At 38.6% G+C, this 16,843-nt stretch carries 20 protein-coding genes and 1 tRNA gene; 12 read left to right on the top strand and 9 right to left on the bottom strand.

All coding sequences use genetic code 11. The annotated features are described in order from the left end of the window. Positions 1–312: 312 nt before the first annotated feature. The 4 genes from HVN35_01145 to HVN35_01130 all read right to left on the bottom strand — a co-directional run bounded on the left by HVN35_01145 (position 313) and on the right by HVN35_01130 (position 3,197). Positions 313–1,146, bottom strand: coding sequence for an AIM24 family protein (locus HVN35_01145; GenBank protein NYB51158.1), 834 nt, complete (start codon positions 1,144–1,146; stop codon positions 313–315). Positions 1,147–1,303: 157 nt separating this feature from the next. Further along, positions 1,304–2,008, bottom strand: a complete 705-nt coding sequence (gene arfB, locus HVN35_01140; protein NYB51157.1) for a 2-amino-5-formylamino-6-ribosylaminopyrimidin-4(3H)-one 5'-monophosphate deformylase — start codon at positions 2,006–2,008, stop codon at positions 1,304–1,306. A gap of 69 nt (positions 2,009–2,077) precedes the next feature. Continuing rightward, positions 2,078–2,563, bottom strand: coding sequence for a hypothetical protein (locus HVN35_01135; GenBank protein NYB51156.1), 486 nt, complete (start codon positions 2,561–2,563; stop codon positions 2,078–2,080). Between the two features lie 97 nt (positions 2,564–2,660). Next, positions 2,661–3,197 carry a DUF1947 domain-containing protein gene (locus HVN35_01130; protein NYB51155.1) on the bottom strand — a complete coding sequence of 179 codons (537 nt, stop codon included), beginning with the start codon at positions 3,195–3,197 and terminating at the stop codon, positions 2,661–2,663. A 21-nt stretch (positions 3,198–3,218) separates the two neighbouring features. On the opposite strand from HVN35_01130, the gene HVN35_01125 reads away from it, so the two are divergent. The 7 genes from HVN35_01125 (at position 3,219) to cfbC (ending at position 9,391) form a co-directional block, all read left to right on the top strand. After that, positions 3,219–3,488 carry an RNA-binding protein gene (locus HVN35_01125; GenBank protein NYB51154.1) on the top strand — a complete coding sequence of 90 codons (270 nt, stop codon included), beginning with the start codon at positions 3,219–3,221 and terminating at the stop codon, positions 3,486–3,488. A gap of 55 nt (positions 3,489–3,543) precedes the next feature. Continuing rightward, positions 3,544–3,726 carry a 50S ribosomal protein L37e gene (locus HVN35_01120; protein NYB51153.1) on the top strand — a complete coding sequence of 61 codons (183 nt, stop codon included), beginning with the start codon at positions 3,544–3,546 and terminating at the stop codon, positions 3,724–3,726. Then, entirely contained in the window at positions 3,727–4,617 is an 891-nt protein-coding gene (locus tag HVN35_01115) for a topoisomerase (protein NYB51152.1), read from the top strand. It begins immediately after the preceding gene. Between the two features lie 92 nt (positions 4,618–4,709). Further along, positions 4,710–6,110 (top strand): amidophosphoribosyltransferase, encoded by a 1,401-nt coding sequence (gene purF / locus HVN35_01110; protein ID NYB51151.1) that lies wholly within the window; start codon positions 4,710–4,712, stop codon positions 6,108–6,110. Between the two features lie 121 nt (positions 6,111–6,231). Continuing rightward, complete coding sequence (locus tag HVN35_01105; GenBank protein ID NYB51150.1) at positions 6,232–7,449, top strand: U32 family peptidase; 1,218 nt, start codon at positions 6,232–6,234, stop codon at positions 7,447–7,449. A 674-nt stretch (positions 7,450–8,123) separates the two neighbouring features. Further along, positions 8,124–8,597: a CBS domain-containing protein gene (locus HVN35_01100; GenBank protein NYB51149.1), complete on the top strand. Its 474-nt coding sequence runs from the start codon at positions 8,124–8,126 to the stop codon at positions 8,595–8,597. Then, positions 8,594–9,391, top strand: coding sequence for a Ni-sirohydrochlorin a,c-diamide reductive cyclase ATP-dependent reductase subunit (gene cfbC, locus HVN35_01095; protein NYB51148.1), 798 nt, complete (start codon positions 8,594–8,596; stop codon positions 9,389–9,391). Before HVN35_01100 ends, cfbC begins: the two co-directional genes overlap by 4 nt. 62 nt (positions 9,392–9,453) lie before the next feature. Here the strand turns inward: cfbC and HVN35_01090 are convergent, their stop codons facing one another. Next, positions 9,454–9,897, bottom strand: a complete 444-nt coding sequence (locus tag HVN35_01090; protein ID NYB51147.1) for a GIY-YIG nuclease family protein — start codon at positions 9,895–9,897, stop codon at positions 9,454–9,456. A gap of 588 nt (positions 9,898–10,485) precedes the next feature. Here HVN35_01090 and HVN35_01085 point away from each other — a divergent pair. Next, positions 10,486–10,920, top strand: coding sequence for a DUF371 domain-containing protein (locus HVN35_01085; GenBank protein NYB51146.1), 435 nt, complete (start codon positions 10,486–10,488; stop codon positions 10,918–10,920). A gap of 30 nt (positions 10,921–10,950) precedes the next feature. Here the strand turns inward: HVN35_01085 and HVN35_01080 are convergent. Next, positions 10,951–11,034: transfer RNA gene (locus tag HVN35_01080), tRNA-Leu, on the bottom strand. A 282-nt stretch (positions 11,035–11,316) separates the two neighbouring features. On the opposite strand from HVN35_01080, the gene HVN35_01075 reads away from it, so the two are divergent. Then, a complete protein-coding gene (locus HVN35_01075) occupies positions 11,317–11,616 on the top strand; it encodes a YggU family protein (GenBank protein NYB51145.1) in 300 nt (99 codons plus the stop codon). Between the two features lie 96 nt (positions 11,617–11,712). Here the strand turns inward: HVN35_01075 and rfbB are convergent, their stop codons facing one another. Then, positions 11,713–12,648, bottom strand: coding sequence for a dTDP-glucose 4,6-dehydratase (gene rfbB / locus HVN35_01070; GenBank protein ID NYB51144.1), 936 nt, complete (start codon positions 12,646–12,648; stop codon positions 11,713–11,715). An 80-nt stretch (positions 12,649–12,728) separates the two neighbouring features. After that, positions 12,729–13,196, bottom strand: a complete 468-nt coding sequence (locus HVN35_01065) for a dTDP-4-dehydrorhamnose 3,5-epimerase family protein (protein ID NYB51143.1) — start codon at positions 13,194–13,196, stop codon at positions 12,729–12,731. Between the two features lie 60 nt (positions 13,197–13,256). Between HVN35_01065 and rfbD the strand changes: the two genes are divergently transcribed. Together rfbD and galU are read left to right on the top strand one after the other, a co-directional pair. Continuing rightward, positions 13,257–14,123, top strand: coding sequence for a dTDP-4-dehydrorhamnose reductase (gene rfbD / locus HVN35_01060; protein ID NYB51142.1), 867 nt, complete (start codon positions 13,257–13,259; stop codon positions 14,121–14,123). Then, positions 14,120–14,965 (top strand): UTP--glucose-1-phosphate uridylyltransferase GalU, encoded by an 846-nt coding sequence (gene galU / locus HVN35_01055; GenBank protein NYB51141.1) that lies wholly within the window; start codon positions 14,120–14,122, stop codon positions 14,963–14,965. Before rfbD ends, galU begins: the two co-directional genes overlap by 4 nt. A gap of 44 nt (positions 14,966–15,009) precedes the next feature. On the opposite strand, the gene galE is transcribed toward galU, so the two are convergent. Next, on the bottom strand, positions 15,010–15,990 hold the full coding sequence (gene galE / locus HVN35_01050) for a UDP-glucose 4-epimerase GalE (GenBank protein ID NYB51140.1): 981 nt from the start codon (positions 15,988–15,990) through the stop codon (positions 15,010–15,012). 189 nt (positions 15,991–16,179) lie between these two features. On the opposite strand from galE, the gene HVN35_01045 reads away from it, so the two are divergent. Beyond that, positions 16,180–16,704 (top strand): thermonuclease family protein, encoded by a 525-nt coding sequence (locus HVN35_01045; GenBank protein ID NYB51139.1) that lies wholly within the window; start codon positions 16,180–16,182, stop codon positions 16,702–16,704. Positions 16,705–16,843: the final 139 nt, after the last annotated feature.

The following is a 16,843-nucleotide window of genomic DNA, read 5'->3' as shown; positions in this document are numbered from 1 at the left end:
CAAGGATGTCCCTTAAAAAACCAAAGTAATTAATTTGTTTTAAATAAGAATATGAGGCTCAAAAACTGCAATGATCAAACCACCCTAAACAACTTTATACTTTCTTTTCTCACCATAAAAATGTAAAATAATTGTAATTTCAAATATTAACAGTAGAAAAGAAACATAAAAACCTAATCAACCTTTAAATCTTATTTAATTGAATTAAAGACTTTTGTGGCTCGTTAAATAAGAAATTAGCTTAAGATTAAAAATATGGATGGATAGAATGAATAAAAAAAAATGTTGTTACCTGAAAAAAGTGAAGAGGAATTAGTATTGCATACCCTCTTCATAAGGCTGAACAATTACAAATCCATTGCCCTGGAACTTTAACTGGAATTCTTCACCACTAGTTTTCCCTAATAAAGTTTTAAAACCTATATCAGTTTTAACAGAAGGGTTTAATCCACCAGACCAGGCCACTGTTGCCTGAGGATCAGTGAACACCGGTTCATCTGGTGTTACCACCAGTGTTATTGGTGTGAAATAAGTGGTTATTGCCACCATCCCAGTTCCTTCTAATTTTACATTAAATAATCCTGCTCCACTGGAAAGACCCACGCCAGTGCTCATCATGGTTATATCCCAGTCAATCTGGTCTTCGAAAGCCAGTAAATCATTCCCCTTTACATATATTCTTTCATTTTGAAGGTTCAAAACCACAACTTTCTTACCATAATCAGCCAGATAAGCTTTCCCACGGCCTTCCATTTTCATTAGAGTGGATGATTCCCCGGTAACTGCTTTTTTAACAAATTTGTCCAGTCCGTGTTCAAAAGTTCCCTCTTTTTTGAACTTTAAATCACCACTATAAGCAACCATTGCCCCTCTTTTAGACCAGACTCTGCCATTAACATTTATGTTTAACAGGTAATCATTTTCCAATTCGAAAATTTCACCTGTACCAGTTTTCTCTTGGGTTTTAGCCACAAATTCATCAATACTGTATTTCTTAGTAAGTTGAACTGGAGCAGTAGTCACTGCTGGCTCGAATTCCGGATTTTGGGTAGTCTCAGGCTCCTTTTCCACACTTTCAATGGCTGCACCACAATTAGGACAGAATTTTCCATCTCCAACCTCAGTTCCACACTCTGGACAAAACATTTATCACACCTCTTTTAGATTCACTTGTCCATAGAGTTGTCTTTAGGGGTTAATATGTGTAAGGGTTTGAGTGCTAAAACTGGATTTTAAAAAAAAAAGATTAAAAAAGATTGAATCATAAGAAGTTTCAGAGGATTAAAATCATTAAGGGATTAGATTAATGAGTTAGATCCCCTGATAAATATTTAATATCACCAACAATAGCTTCAACAGCAGTTTCCAGGAGTTTTTTACCTTTATCAGGATCAATGCAAACTCCCTCTTTTTTTATGGTTCGGGCAGCTTCATTTATACCCCTATTCGCCTTTCGAGCCTCATATAGACCAACCATTCCCACTTCAGGGTAATCCTCAAAATTGCAATGTTCATCAAGACGGGCTTCATCCACTATTCCCAGAACTGCACCCATGGAAAGTTCTCCAGTGCCGGCGTGTGGTCCTTCAATTTCCACGATTTTATTATTTAAGACAATTTTTAAGCCCAAATGGTTTTCCATTTCATCAATATAGTCTTTAATAGGTAAGTTACCCCCGTGACCATTTACCAGAACCACTGCGTGCAGATCCAGGTTATCTCTGGCACTTTTTAATGTGGGGATGAGTTCTTTTTTAACCAGATCCTCAGGGGGAAGGTGAACTCCGTGTTTAACATAATGGTATTCAGTTGCAGCATATAATATGCCTAAAAACTTAGCACCGGTGCGAAATGATGATTCTAAAGCTAAATATGAGGCTATTTTAGAATCCGTGTCAATGGGTAGTGCTGGACCATGGTTCTCTAAGTGAGAACCTATTGCCATCACCCCCACTTTATGAACCTCTGGTGAGAGCACATTCCCAGAAGAATATCGAAGATCAACCATATTATCCACTAAACATTAATAATTCTTTTTAGGCATTATTATAATTCATTTATTTCATCAGACTCGTTGTTAGGTTTCTCCCACTTTCAAAGTCTTTTTATGAACTACCATAAGTATGATGAATACTAGAGGCATCACAATGTCAAAGTAAAGCACAAATCCTGCGTTTCCAGCTGCCATGTTTCCTGTTTGCTGAATATTATAAATGTGACCTATGGCAGCCCCCCACATAAACACAGTGTAAGCTATGATGGTTGGTGCCCAGAAACTACGATAACGAATGGATATAATGCCCAGCAAGCCATAAGATATATTTGCAAAACCCACTTCCCGCAAAAACGGCGTGTTAGCCCAGCCTACAGATTGTGCAACCATTTCTGGAGACAAAACTTGGGCCAGACCACTGAATAGGGATCCCACTCCAATACCAACACCTAATAACCATATCAAAAGGACTTCCGTTATTCTGTTAAGAGTTTTTGGCTTTTTACTAACCAATAAATGTATTAAAGCCCCTATTATCGGAACTACGACAAAAATGTACCATATTTCCATTTATAACCACCTTTCGTGAATATTGCTACTAATATTGCCCATAAACAAAATATAATTACTGATATGTCATTAATTATGATTGTTGAAGCTTTAGGGATTAAAGATCAAAATTCCAAATTTTATCCCCAATATAATGGAGTGTCTTGACAGCCTTTCCTTTATCATTTTCAACCATTTCTTTCCCAGATATCAGGGCTTTCCCCATGGCTAAGGGTTTGTGGTGGTTTTCATCAACTATTATCACTGTTTCCCCCTCTTTAATTTGTGGATCGGCGTTTACTATTCCTGGAGACATTACATCCGCTCCACTGGCCATGAATTTCACTGCACCCATATCCACTACCACCATATGACTTTCTATGGGTTTTTGCAGGGCTCCTTTGAGTGTGGGGAATGGTTCACCATCTAAAATCATTAGTAATGGTTCACCATCAACCAGTATCAGATCAGGGAGTTCTGTTTCCAGCATTTCAACCCGGGCTTTGGAGGGTATGAGGGAACTGTAAGGCCCCAATTTAGCTTTCAGCTCTTTTAACTTCTTCTTCTTGAGATAATATCTCTTTTTGATTTTCACTTTACAACTCACCTTAATCCTGTTTCCATCCTCATTTTTATATTTTTGATGGCGGTACATTTAAATATAAATCTTACCAACATGATTGGTATAGGAAAGGTGATAATAGTGAGTGTACAGAAGAATGTTAATACATCACGACCATTAGATGTTTTAGGTCGAGCTCTTAACTCTCAAGTGTTAATTAAACTTAAAGGCGGCAGAGAATTCCGTGGAGTTCTCGAAAGCTTCGATATGCATATGAATTTAGTTCTAAATGACGCTGAAGAATTAGAAAGCGGGGAATCATCAAGAAGATTAGGTGTGGTCCTCATTCGTGGGGATAACATAGTATACATATCACCCGGATAAAACCATATTACCGGCCATTAAATGGTCGGGTGATGATAATTAGGAGGATATTAAATTGAAAGGTACACCATCATTTGGTAAACGTAATAAAAAAACCCATATTCGCTGCAGAAGATGTGGGAAAAACTCATACAATGCCAGGAAGCGCTACTGCGCTGCCTGTGGATTCGGACGATCCAAAAGGGTTCGAACCTACAACTGGCAGAACAAGAAGCTTAACGGCTACAGGTTGAAGTAAATGGAAATGAGAAATCCCATCGATGTGCGCATTATTGTGGAAGGAGCTTCCGATGTGGAAAATGTTTCCCGGGCACTGCAGAACATTGCTCTGGGAGCAGAGTACCATATAACCATCTCCTCCATTATACCCACCACCAATATTGAAATAGCTAAAAAGGCAGTTAGTGGTGCAGACATTGTTTTGATTGCCACCGATGTGGATGCTCCAGGAAGGGAACTGGCTGAAAAATTCCAGAAAGTTCTGAAAAAAGAAGTGGGTCATATTGAAAGGATGAAACTCCCCTTCGGCCATGATGTGGAGTACATTGACCCGGCACTCATCCGTAAAGAAATTAAAAACGCCATTATTCGTTCAGGACTAACATCCATAGCCAACTTGGGGCGTTTCCAGGAACTTAAAAACCGGCTTAAAGAATCTGAAAATAAAATTAAAGAATTAAATAAAGAAATAGATGATCTGTCTTCTTTTAATGAAAAATTAGCCAATGAAAATCAGGAACTGGCTTCTTCCCACGAGAGATTGGAGTTGAAACAGAAATCCCTCCAGGAAGAGTTCAAGGTTGTTAAACAAAACTATGCCGATGTTAAAAATCAGTACGGGATTATCCTGAATAAAAATCTGTACGAAACATTCAATCTTGGCGAATTATGGAAGGAAATATTTAACGAGCCTCTCGAAGAGGAAGATCATATTACTTTTATTACCACCGAATTTAAACCAGATAACATTGTTTTGGGGCAAGGTTTCATTGCTGCCCCTTCCAAAAAAGATGCAATAGACTGGTTAAAGGTTATTCGCACGGTACTTATTTTTTACGATTCAAAAATTGAAGATCTTAAAGAAGAAATAGGTGATGAGAAATTCAGCTCCAATCTGCTTAAGAGTTAGTGATTTTAAGAATTTTTCCATCTCTTTTTAGTATGAATACACCCGATAATTAAATCTTATATCTATAATATAATAATCAGGGAGAATTCCAATTGCAGGATAAATGCGGTATTGTTGGTGCTTATTCTAAAGATAAGTCCCATAATATTTCAAGAGAGATATACTACGGCCTATACGCTTTGCAACATCGTGGACAGGAGTCTGCAGGCATATCAGCCCATAACGGTGAGGAGATGCGCACCTACAGGGGCATGGGACTGGTTTGTGATGTGTTCAACAATGGGAACATCCAGGGATTGGATGGAAACGTTGGCATAGGTCATGTTCGTTACTCCACAACCGGTGAATCTCAAATACAGAATTCTCAACCATTCATAAGTAAATTCGACATGGGCACCATAGCTATAGCCCATAACGGAGATATTATCAACTCCATGGAACTTCGAAGAGAACTGGAAAGCGAAGGAAGAGAATTCTTATCAACAACTGATTCGGAAGTTGTGTGTCATCTGTTAACCCGGGAATACTCCAAAACTCAGGATATGATAGAATCCATTAAAAGAGTTTCCAGGAATCTTATTGGTTCATACTCCTTGGTGTTGCTGGTGAATGATGATCTGATGGTTGTAAGGGATCCTGTTGGGATCAAACCATTGGCACTGGGACGTAGCAAAGAAACCACCCTGGTGGCTTCTGAAACTGTTGCTTTCGATGTGGTGGGTGCTGAGTACGTGCGTGACGTGGAACCGGGAGAAATATTACTTATCAACGATGAAGTTAAAAGTTTTAAAATACCTCAAAATCCAGGAACACCCCGAGCCCATTGCATGTTTGAATACGTTTATTTTGCCCGTCCCGACAGTATACTGGATGGAAGGATTGTTTACAATGTGAGAAAAAACATTGGAAAAGCCCTGTGCAGGGAACATCCTGTGGAAGCTGATGTGGTTATGCCAGTACCTGACTCAGCAATTACCGCAGCCATTGGGTATTCACGTGCCTCAGGAATCCCTTATGGTGAAGGATTAATTAAAAACCGTTACATAGGCCGAACTTTTATCATGCCCACTCAGGAAGAACGTGAAACATCAGTGAAACTGAAGATGAACCCCATAAAGTCTGAACTTGAGGGTAAAAGCATTGTTCTTGTGGATGACAGCATAGTAAGGGGTACAACTTCTAAAGCCCTGGTTACCGTACTCCGTGAGGCTGGTGTAAAGGAGATTCATCTGCGCATTGGATCACCTCCCATTATTTCTCCCTGTTACTACGGAATTGCCATGGCCACCCGAAAGGAACTCATAGCATCAGACAAAGAAGTAGAAAAGATAAAAGAAACCTTGGGGGTTGATTCACTAGGTTACTTAAGTATAGAGTCCCTAGTAGAATGTATTGGCATTGAAAAGGATGAATTGTGCTTGGGATGTCTGACTGGCGAATATCCGACGGAATTACCTGCTGATATTGAAGAATATGAGTCCTGCCGCTGCTAATTTTTATAAGAGATTGCGATAAAAAATAAAAGTTTGAAAAAATAATTAAAACATTAATTAAATCTTATATTTACTTCTAAAATAAATTCCATATTAGTGGAAAAATTCTTTCTGTGGTTTTATGGTTGAATTACTATCTCCTGCACGGGACTTCACTGCCCTGGAATCAGCACTGCAAAATGGAGCAGATGCTGTGTATGTTGGTGTGCAGGGCTATAATATGCGCGCCCACAGTGCCAATTTCACATTAACCAACCTTAAACAGGCTGCAAATCGTTGCCATGAACATGGTTCTCGTCTTTATGTCTGTACCAACACAGTAATGAGAAACAGAGATATTGAACACCTTGAAACAATTTTACCTGAAATAAAAAGTTCAGGAGCAGATGCCATAATTGCATCTGACCTGGGAGTTCTTAAAATAGCCCATGATGAAGGTATTGATGTTCATATCAGTGTTCAGGCCAACATATCCAATTCAGAATCTCTGAAACTTCTGGCGGACTTAGGTGCTAAAAGGGTGATCCTATCGCGGGAGTTATCCCTGGAGGAGATTAAAGAAATAATCAGTGATAGTCCCCTGGAAGTGGAGGTCTTTGTGCATGGAGCCATGTGTCTGGCCATCTCCGGGAGATGTTTTTTAAGTTCTTACCTTTACCATAAGAATGCTAACTGTGGTGAATGCCTACAACCCTGTAGAAAAGAGTGGAAACTGGTTTGTGAGGAAAAATCTGAAGATATGTTAACTCTAAAAGGGGATAGTATTCTAAAAGGATATGATGATGGATTTAAAGGTCATATCTTAAGTCCTAAAGATCTGTGTATGATTGAACACATCCCCGAACTTATTGAAGCGGGAATTGCCTCTTTTAAGATTGAAGGAAGGGCTAGACCTGCAGATTATGTTGCCACCGTTACTAAAGTTTACAGAAAGGCCATTGATTCTTACCATCGTGGTTCATGGGAATTTCAGGACCACTGGATGGATGAACTCCGTAAGGTTTATCATCGTGGTTTTGACACTGGATTCTATTTCCAAACACCCCAAAAGACCAGTTGCTATAACCAGGCTACCCACAGCAAACAGGATATTGGTGAAGTGGTAAATTATTATTCTAAAGTGAAGGCTGCTGAGATACGCTTGTGGAACCCATTGCAAGTTGGGGATAATATTATAGTGCAGGGTCCTACCACTGGTTCTGTGATTGGAGAGGTTGAATCTATGCAAATCAGGGGTGAAAATGTTCAAAAAGGAGAGAAAGGGGAAAATGTGGGGATTCTATTTGATCAAAAAGTTAGGCCTGGAGATCTGGTCTATCGGCGTTATAAACGAAATTAAAACTTCAAATGTAAATAATAAAGAATATATTTACTAAAAAAAGTACTCAGACATGTTACCTCGGCCCCGGCAACACTGAGATTAGGCATGGACAGTTCATACAGTGTTCTCAAAGGCATTCACTAGCAAAAATTACATGTAAAGGACTGAACTAATTCTTTAGTTTTTTAGAGATTGAATTTATTTTCATTTCCAGTCTTTGTAGTTATTTCTCTTTATTTAGCCTATAATTTAATTAAATTCACTTTCATTTATGCCGATATAATAGTCAAGTTATTGCGGACCTAGAGAGAGTTCTAAAATCATGTTCTATTCCAAAAGAATAAGTTAATTAATGAATCTTTGAGTGGTCTAAATCCCTTATAATCTTCTTTTTCAATCTTATAATACCATGACAGATATGAAACAATTCTCTATGAAAAGTTATTTTGAATCATAAATATTGAAAAATATCTCCAGTAAATGATATTGGAAGAAATTTCCCTTTAAATATGAACACTTTTTATAAAAAACAATTATAGGAGTAGGATCAATAGCATTAACAATGATGAAGAAATTATATCTGTATCTATTGGAGATAAACGAAGGATTAATTTAAGATAATATGAGATTTAGATAAAAATGATAAAAAAAATATCATTTAAGAATATTTTTATGGATAAGGAGTTGATGTAATGAAAATTGAGGATGCCATGGAAAAAGAGGTAATCACATTCAAGGTGGATGATCGCATCATTGATGTGGCTGGAAGACTGCGTGAAAACAAGATCAGTGGCGCACCAGTAGTAAATAATGAAGGCCATCTGGTAGGAATCATCAGTGAAGGCGATATCATGCGACTCATAGAAGTTCACTCCCCCCATATGAACCTGATCCTACCTGCACCTCTGGATCTAATTGAACTACCCTTGCGCATGAAATATGAAATGGACGAAATAACCGAAGACATGAACAAAGCTGCCAGCATCCTTATTGGAGAAATAATGACTAAAAAGGTAGTCACCATCAGCCCGGATGCAGATATCTCGGATGCAGCCAAATTAATGGACACTCATGATGTTAAAAGGTTACCTGTAGTGGATTCCCAAGGAAAAATGGTGGGAATCATCACCAGAGGAGACATTATTGGAGCCATGGTGAGGGGATGAGTAAAAACAAAAACATTGCCATTTACGGGAAGGGAGGTATTGGCAAATCCACCATTGTCTCCAACCTGGCCGCAGCTTACTCAGAAAATAAAAAAGTGCTGGTTATAGGCTGCGACCCTAAAGCAGACACCACAAGAACTCTGGTGGGAATGAGAATACCCACCATACTGGACATCCTAAAAGAAAAAAGGGATGCCAACCAGGAGGATGTTCTCTTTAAAGGATTTGGTGGTGTGAGCTGTGTGGAAAGTGGAGGGCCCGAACCTGGAGTTGGCTGCGCAGGAAGAGGAGTGATTGTAGCCATGAAACTCCTGGAAAACTTGGAAGTCTTTTCTGATGAAGGAGAAGTTATCATCTACGATGTGCTAGGAGACGTTGTTTGCGGAGGATTCGCAGTCCCTTTGAGGGAAGACTATGCTGATGAGGTATACATTGTGACTTCTGGAGAGTACATGGCATTATATGCTGCTAATAACATCTCCAAAGGTATTAAAAAGCTTAAAAGCAATCTGGGAGGGATAATATGCAACTGCAGAGGAATTAACAAAGAAGTGGAGATTGTGGAAGAATTCGCCCGTAGAATCGGAAGTCAAGTTATTGGAATTATCCCGCGGAGTGAACTGGTTCAGAAAAGTGAGATTGATGCTAAAACAGTAGTGGAGAAGTACCCAGACTCAGCACAGGCCCAAAAATACCGTGAACTTTCCAAAACAATCTATGATAACCAGAAGTTTGTGGTACCCGAGCCCATGGATGTAGATGAATTTGAAGAATTTTTCAGGGATTTCCAGTGAAATGATTTTCTATAATCATTTAGATTTTTTTATTCTTAAGGAGAAGTCATAAACTTATCAAATTAAGCCCTAAATTTACCTAATTGTAATCCTAACTTTTCAAATGCACTTCTACATGAAAAATCAGCTTCAAAAGCTGAGGCAAAGTAAATTAGATGGGATTTGCATTTACAATCCGAAGAGCCAAAATTGGGAATTTCTACCCCTTGAAGGGCAATTTGGGTGGCAATTTCACATTCATGTTTTACACCATCATCTGACAAGTATACTCCCATTATCTCTGACTGAGGGTTTTCCAAGAGGTAGTCAATATGCCAGTGGAGTTTTTTACTATTTCCTAAATGTCTCTGTATCCTGCCATCCAAGGAGTTCATAGCAGAACCCACATAAACATAATAACCTTTATGAAAATTTATTTTACCTAGTTTCCCAATCTGAATAACCTGACCCTTTTTTAATTGAATGAAAATACAGTATGTGCCCTTCCGAATTGTTTTGTGAGTCATATGAATTATTATCCTCTGATCATTTCACATCTAATCTTTAATGCCATTAAATTTCCCAGTTCAACTATGATTTCAAACCAGCTGCATGGAAATGAATTTATCTTGAAACCACTATAAAACATTTTAAATATCCTTAAACCCCGTGCAGTGCCCTAATGCTACCATTTTTAAGACCTGGTTTTCTAAAGCCATTCATGTTTTTTCTATAATCTGGCAGGTGACTTGAACTAGGTTTGATCCTCAATAAACCACATATTTCATCTTGGAAGTATTCCTTATCTTGGAAGTACTCCTAATAAAATAGAGAATGTTAATCACACCTTGATGTGCGCATCCTGACAAAACAACTAGGCCCGGGTCTGTTTTTAGAACCAGATTTAGCTCATCAAGAATTTTATCTTTAAAAAATTGTTTATCCTCCTTATTACCCAATACTGAGGGATGATTTTGAAACTAGTGTGTTTATCTAACTAACTTGAAAATCCAAATGATTTCTTAAATATTATTAATCCATTACCTCAATTTGAATTATTGTTCATATTAGATATTAAATAGCTAGAACTTAACTAATTAATGGGTGATTAATTAATGAAATATACCTTCAAGGCCCATGGACATCACAATATTACCAGCAAACATCACAGCACATTCGAAGTAACTCGAGATAAGGATATTGGACTGGCAGCTGATTGTATAGTAGGAGTATCATCTAAAGTGTCCTTGAATGATTTGCCCCAGCAAATGAAGAGGGCAATTCAGCATGAGAAAAGCCAAGTCCAAGTAATTTTGGAAACAGAAAACGCTTCTGACATGATTATCGGGTATGGTCATCCTGGACTGACTCTGGATCATCCCACCGACATGGTGTGCCGCAAGAGCGATTACATTTGCAGCCGAACCCTCATGATACGTGCAGATAAGGCAGCTGTTGATTTAAACCCAGATCTGGTAGAGGATCTTAGATCAGGGAAAACATTAAAGGTTACCATAAACGTTCAAAACCCTGAAATAAATTTAAAATAGTTTTAATTAATTAATACAATCTAAAACAAGTGCAGGGGACGGGATTCGAACCCGCGAAGGGACTCACCCACTAGGCCCTCAACCTAGCGCCTTTGACCGCTCGACCACCCCTGCTGTGCTGATTCTCACACATGAGAGTAAAGCATACCATCATCTCTCACTTTCACTATTTAAAGGTTACCTTATGTGAGCATCCACAGTATCCATTATTATAAATGGGTAAAAAAATTACCCTAATTCATGAAAAAATAAATTAAGTGAATAGAATATTATCTATAGGGATAAATACTTTAATACCTATTTTTTACAATCTTAAAAATTTAAAGGATTGAATAAGGATAATATTGGGGATGCAGATGATAAATCAATCATTGAATGATTGAAAAGATGATTAAAATGAATAGAGTTCAATCTACTGCCAAAGGAATAACCGTTAACATAGAAGTATCACCAAACTCGAGTAAATTTCAGATCACCGGTTACAATCAATGGAGGCAAACTCTTGAAGTTAAAATCAAAGCACCTCCAAGCAAAGGGAAAGCCAATAAGGAAATAATGAAAGAATTCTCAAAACTTACTGGGTATGAAACCGAAATAGTATCTGGACATAAAAGTCGGCGAAAAACTCTTAGAATTAATGGAATAACAGAGCAAAGTTTTGTAAATATTTTAAAAAAATTGAAAATAGATTTATGATAAAAAATTTTCAAATGCAAATAATTAGATTAACTCTTACATATTACTCCTTGATAATCTCCACATTTTTGAACAAAAAAAATGAAAAAATAAGGTTTATTCAAACCTGGAGAAGTTTTTTTTATACCATTCCACAGTTTCCCGCATGGCATCCTCAAAAGGAGTTTCAGGCATCCAGCCCAGTTTCATGATCTTGGAAGAATCCAGGGAATAACGCCGATCATGACCTAAACGGTCTTCAACAAAGGTTATCAGGCTCTCTGGTTTTCCCAAGAGTTCCAGTATAAGGTGGGTTATCTCCAGATTATTTCTCTCGTTTCCTCCACCAATATTATAGACTTCTCCCAGCTTACCTTTCATCAGGGCTACTTCTATTCCCTTACAGTTATCCATGACATATATCCAGTCTCTAACATTTTTACCATCACCATAAACTGGTAACGGCTTATCCTGCATGGCGTTCATAATAAACAGGGGAATTAATTTTTCCGGGTATTGCCGGGGCCCGAAGTTGTTACTGCTCCTAGTGATGATGACCGGGGTGCCATAGGTCTTCCAGTAGGCACTTACCAGCAAATCACCCCCAGCTTTACTGGCAGAATAGGGGCTGGAAGGATCCACGTTGCTTTCCTCAGTAAATGAACCATTTTCAATACTACCGTAAACTTCATCAGTGGATATCTGCAAGTAACGCTCCACATCGTACTTGCGCACGCTTTCTAAAAGATTATAGGTGCCTATAACATCTGTTTTTACAAATACACCCGGGTCTTTTATTGAACGGTCCACATGGGTTTCAGCAGCAAAGTTTACTACCATATCGCAGTCTTTCATAGAACTGGAAACTGTTTCTTCGTCTGCAATGTCCCCTTTTACGAATTCTATTTTGTCACGGATTTCCTTGAGGTTTTCCAAATCCCCGGCATAAGTTAATTTGTCCAGGACAATTATTTCATAATCCTCATTCTCACTCATGTGGTGTACGAAGTTGGATCCAATGAATCCCGCACCACCTGTAATCATTATTTTCATAAAATCGCCAATATCATTTCTATACTAATAATATGCCACGATAGATGTTTATACCCCCAAAAGGCGTGTAGATCAAGGATTTAACCATGTTTTTTACTCTTATCCAATATCCAGTCGTAGGGTATTTCATCAGTGTCGGGGTCAAGTCTGTATTCATCAGGGTCATCGTAGTTAAATGGTAAGGTGGGGACGCTGACAAAATAGGCTGTTTCATCACCCACCGCTTTAAAACCATGATAGACGTATGGTGGGACGCTTATGAGCATTGGGTTTCTGTCTCCAATGAAAAATTCGTTTATCTCACCATAGGTAGGGGAATCCTCCCTGCTATCATATAATGCAACCTTCATCAGACCATGGACACAGGTGAAGTTATCAGTCTGCTTTTTATGCAGATGCCAGGCCTTCACCACTCCAGGATAAGCTGTGGTCAGATATACCTGTCCGAATTTTTCATAAATATCATCATCATTTCTTAATATTTCCATTAGCCAGCCCCTCTCATCTGGAATGACCTTAAGCTTCTTTACTTTTACGCCTTCAATCATAAGTACACCGTTTATTCTTCTTGGAAAGTTTTATATATCTCGCGCTTATTAACCATTACCATGGATCGTGTTTTGGTAACTGGAGGAAGTGGATTGTTAGGCTCCAGATTCCAGGACCTTGCCTGTGAAAACTACCAAATCATTAGCATCCATCATCATAACCCTCTGAAAGACACCATCTCACTGGACATTACAAAGGAGAAAGAGGTTCTGGATAAGTTAACTTATCTGAATCCAGATGTGGTTATACACTCCGCTGCACTTACCCAAGTGGACTACTGTGAAGAAAATCATGCACTAGCATGGAAGGTGAATGTAAAGGGAACTTGTAACCTGGTTAATATTTGTGAAAAATTAGGAGCCCGGTTGATATATGTTTCCACCGATTTTGTCTTTGATGGCAGCAAGGGAATGTACAGTGAGGATGATAAGCCCAATCCCCTCAATTACTATGCCTATACAAAACTTAAAGGCGAAGAGATAGTAAAAAAATCTGAACTTGAATTTGCAATTGCCCGGGTAAGTGTACTATACGGATGGCATAACCGGACGGGTTTCGTTAACTGGGTTATAAATGAGTTACAAAAAAATCATACAATAAAGGTGGTGGATGATCATTACAATTCCCCCACACTGGCGAATAATGCTGCACTGGCCATTTTAAGGATAATTGAGAAGAATAAAACAGGAATATATCATACTGCAGGCAGTGAGAGGATCAGCCGCTTTCAACTGGCACTGAATATTGCAAGGGTGTTTGAACTGGATGAAACTCTCATTAAACCTGTAAGTAGTTCAGAGTTAAAACAAAAAGCAAAAAGGCCCCGTGATTCATCATTATCTGTTAATAAAGTCCGAAGAGATCTTAAAATTCGGATGCTGGATACTAAAAAAGGATTAAAAATCATGAAAGAGGAAAGATTATGAAAGCTGTTATACCTGCCGCAGGGCTGGGAACTCGGTTCTTACCAGCTACCAAAGCCCAACCAAAAGAAATGCTACCTGTTTACAATAAACCAACTATACAATACGTGGTGGAGGAAGCAGTTGCCTCAGGAATCGATGATATACTGATTATAACTGGTAAGGGAAAAAGATCCATTGAAGACCACTTCGATCGTTCCTTTGAACTGGAGTACTCTCTGCGTAACTGTGGTAAGATGGATTACCTGGTGGAAGTGGAGGCCATATCAGAGATGGCAGATATCTACTACGTCCGGCAGAAGCAGCAGAAGGGATTGGGAGATGCCATCCTTTGTGCGAAAAAGCATATTGATGGTCAGTCCTTTGCCGTTCTCCTGGGAGATACAATTAGTCAGTCGAAAACTCCCTGTACTAAACAGCTTCTTAATATTCATGAAAAATACAAATCTTCTGCTATTGCCATTGAAAGAGTCCCCCGGGATAAAATTGAACGTTACGGAATTATTAAGGGACAGCAGGTTGAAGATTCTGTTTATAAAATTGAGGACATGGTTGAGAAACCACGGCCAGATGAAGCACCATCTGATTTAGCTATAACCGGACGTTATGTGCTTGAATCAGAAATATTCGACCATATTGAGGATGTTCCGCCTGGTGTGGGTGGGGAGATACAGTTAACTGATGCCATGCGACGATTGGATAACGTTTACGGCCATGTTTTCGATGGACGAATTTATGATATTGGGAACAATGTGGAATGGCTTAAAAGTTCTCTGGAGATTGCCCTGCAGGATCCTGAAGTAAATGGAGAGTTGAGAGAGTATTTAAAGAAGGTTTTAGAATAAAAACAATTTTTAAAGGAAGATCTAAAAATTAACAAATTCATTTGTTAATTTAACATTGAATTATCTTTTTTATGCCATTCCCAAGCTGTGGTGATGATTTTATTCAGATCATCATATTTAGGTTGCCATTTCAGGATTCTGCGGGCCTTTTCGGAACTTCCAACCAGAATGGGAGGATCACCAGGCCTTCTTTCTGTTTCGGTAGCTTTGATCTTTTTTCCTGTAACTTTTTTAGCCTCTTCTATTACCTCCCTCACTGAAAATCCGTTTCCATTTCCCAGATTGAAAACTTCACTCTGACCACCTTCTTCCAGATATTTTAAGGCTTTTATATGGGCATCTGCCAGATCAGTGACGTGTATGTAATCCCTGATGCATGTTCCATCATCTGTGGGATAATCTGTTCCGAATATTTTTATATCCTCTCTTTTCCCTGCTGCAGCATCTAAGATGAGTGGTATGAGATGAGTTTCTGGATGGTGCCTTTCTCCAACATCACCTTCAGGATCAGCTCCTGCTGCGTTAAAATAACGCAATGAAACGTATCGGAAATCATATGCCACATTGTAATCTGCTAGGACCTGTTCCACCATAAATTTACCCTTACCATATGGACTTATGGGATTTTGGGGATGGTTTTCAGTGATGGGGATTTCCTGAGGGTTTCCATAGGTAGCACAGGTTGATGAAAAAACTAACTTCCGTACCTTGAATTCATTCATCACCTGGAGAAGATTAAGGGTGTTTTTCAGGTTATTGAGGTAGTATTTTTCCGGATCTTCCACTGATTCACCTACATAGGTGAATGCTGCAAAGTGCATCACTGCATCGATGGTATATTTCCGGAAAACCTTTCTGAGTGAAACTAAATCAGCAAGATCAACTTCTTCCAGGACTCCCCACTTAAGAAAATCCTGGTGCCCGTAGCTCATATTATCCAGGACTACCGTATCGTATCCAGCACGGTTGAGCTCTTTATTGGCGTGGGAGCCTATGTATCCTGCCCCTCCAGTTACTAGTATCATGTTTTATGTGTTGAATTTTATTCCATTTATAGTCCATTGTGTTCTGGTCATGTTGCCATATTGATTCAGGAAACACAAATGACTACATATAGTCACAATAACAACTTTATTATCAAGAACAAACACTTGCTCAAATAATAACTAATTAGATAGGATTTAATAATCCACTAAATTGATTAAGAGGATAAAATGAACATGCGCTATTTACTGATTATAACCTGCATTATGATTCTAGCGGTTTCGGGATGTACTCATAGTGACTTAAATCAATCTATTAACTCATCATACTCTGATAACAGTACTTCTAAACCCACCCAGACTCCTACAGTCGCTGATAACCCCACTAACCTCACTAACCCCCAACCTGGTACTTTGACTGGTCAAAATGTGGAGGTGAGTGGTAAGTGTTACAAGGTAGTGGATGGAGACACCATAGATGTGGAAGGAGTGGGTAGAATACGTTTTGTGGGGGTTAACACCCCTGAGAGGGGAGAATCCGGATACCAGACAGCCAAGGACTATGTGACCAGCATGTGCCTGGGTAAAACCGTTGGCTTGGATATTGATGATAAAAAGAATAAGGATAAATATAGTCGCACCCTGGCTGTGGTCTATGTGGATGGAGTTAACCTAAATCAGGAGCTTTTAAAAAAGGGTTATGCTGAGGTGATGTATATTCCACCTTCGGAGTTTAGCCCTTATAGCTGGTTGTGAATCATTATATTCTATCATATGGTGATCTAATATATTTAAAAGGATATAAACTACAAAGATACAAATTCGATGCGAAATTGGATGAAAATATTGGATTAAAAAAAATTTAAGATGATTTAGGCAAATATTTTTTTAATGA

Source organism: Methanobacteriaceae archaeon, from assembly GCA_013403005.1.
In the GTDB taxonomy this organism is placed as follows: Archaea; Methanobacteriota; Methanobacteria; order Methanobacteriales; family Methanobacteriaceae; genus Methanobacterium.
Note: the sequence above shows the minus strand (reverse complement) of the source record. Positions and strands in the feature narration are given on the sequence as shown.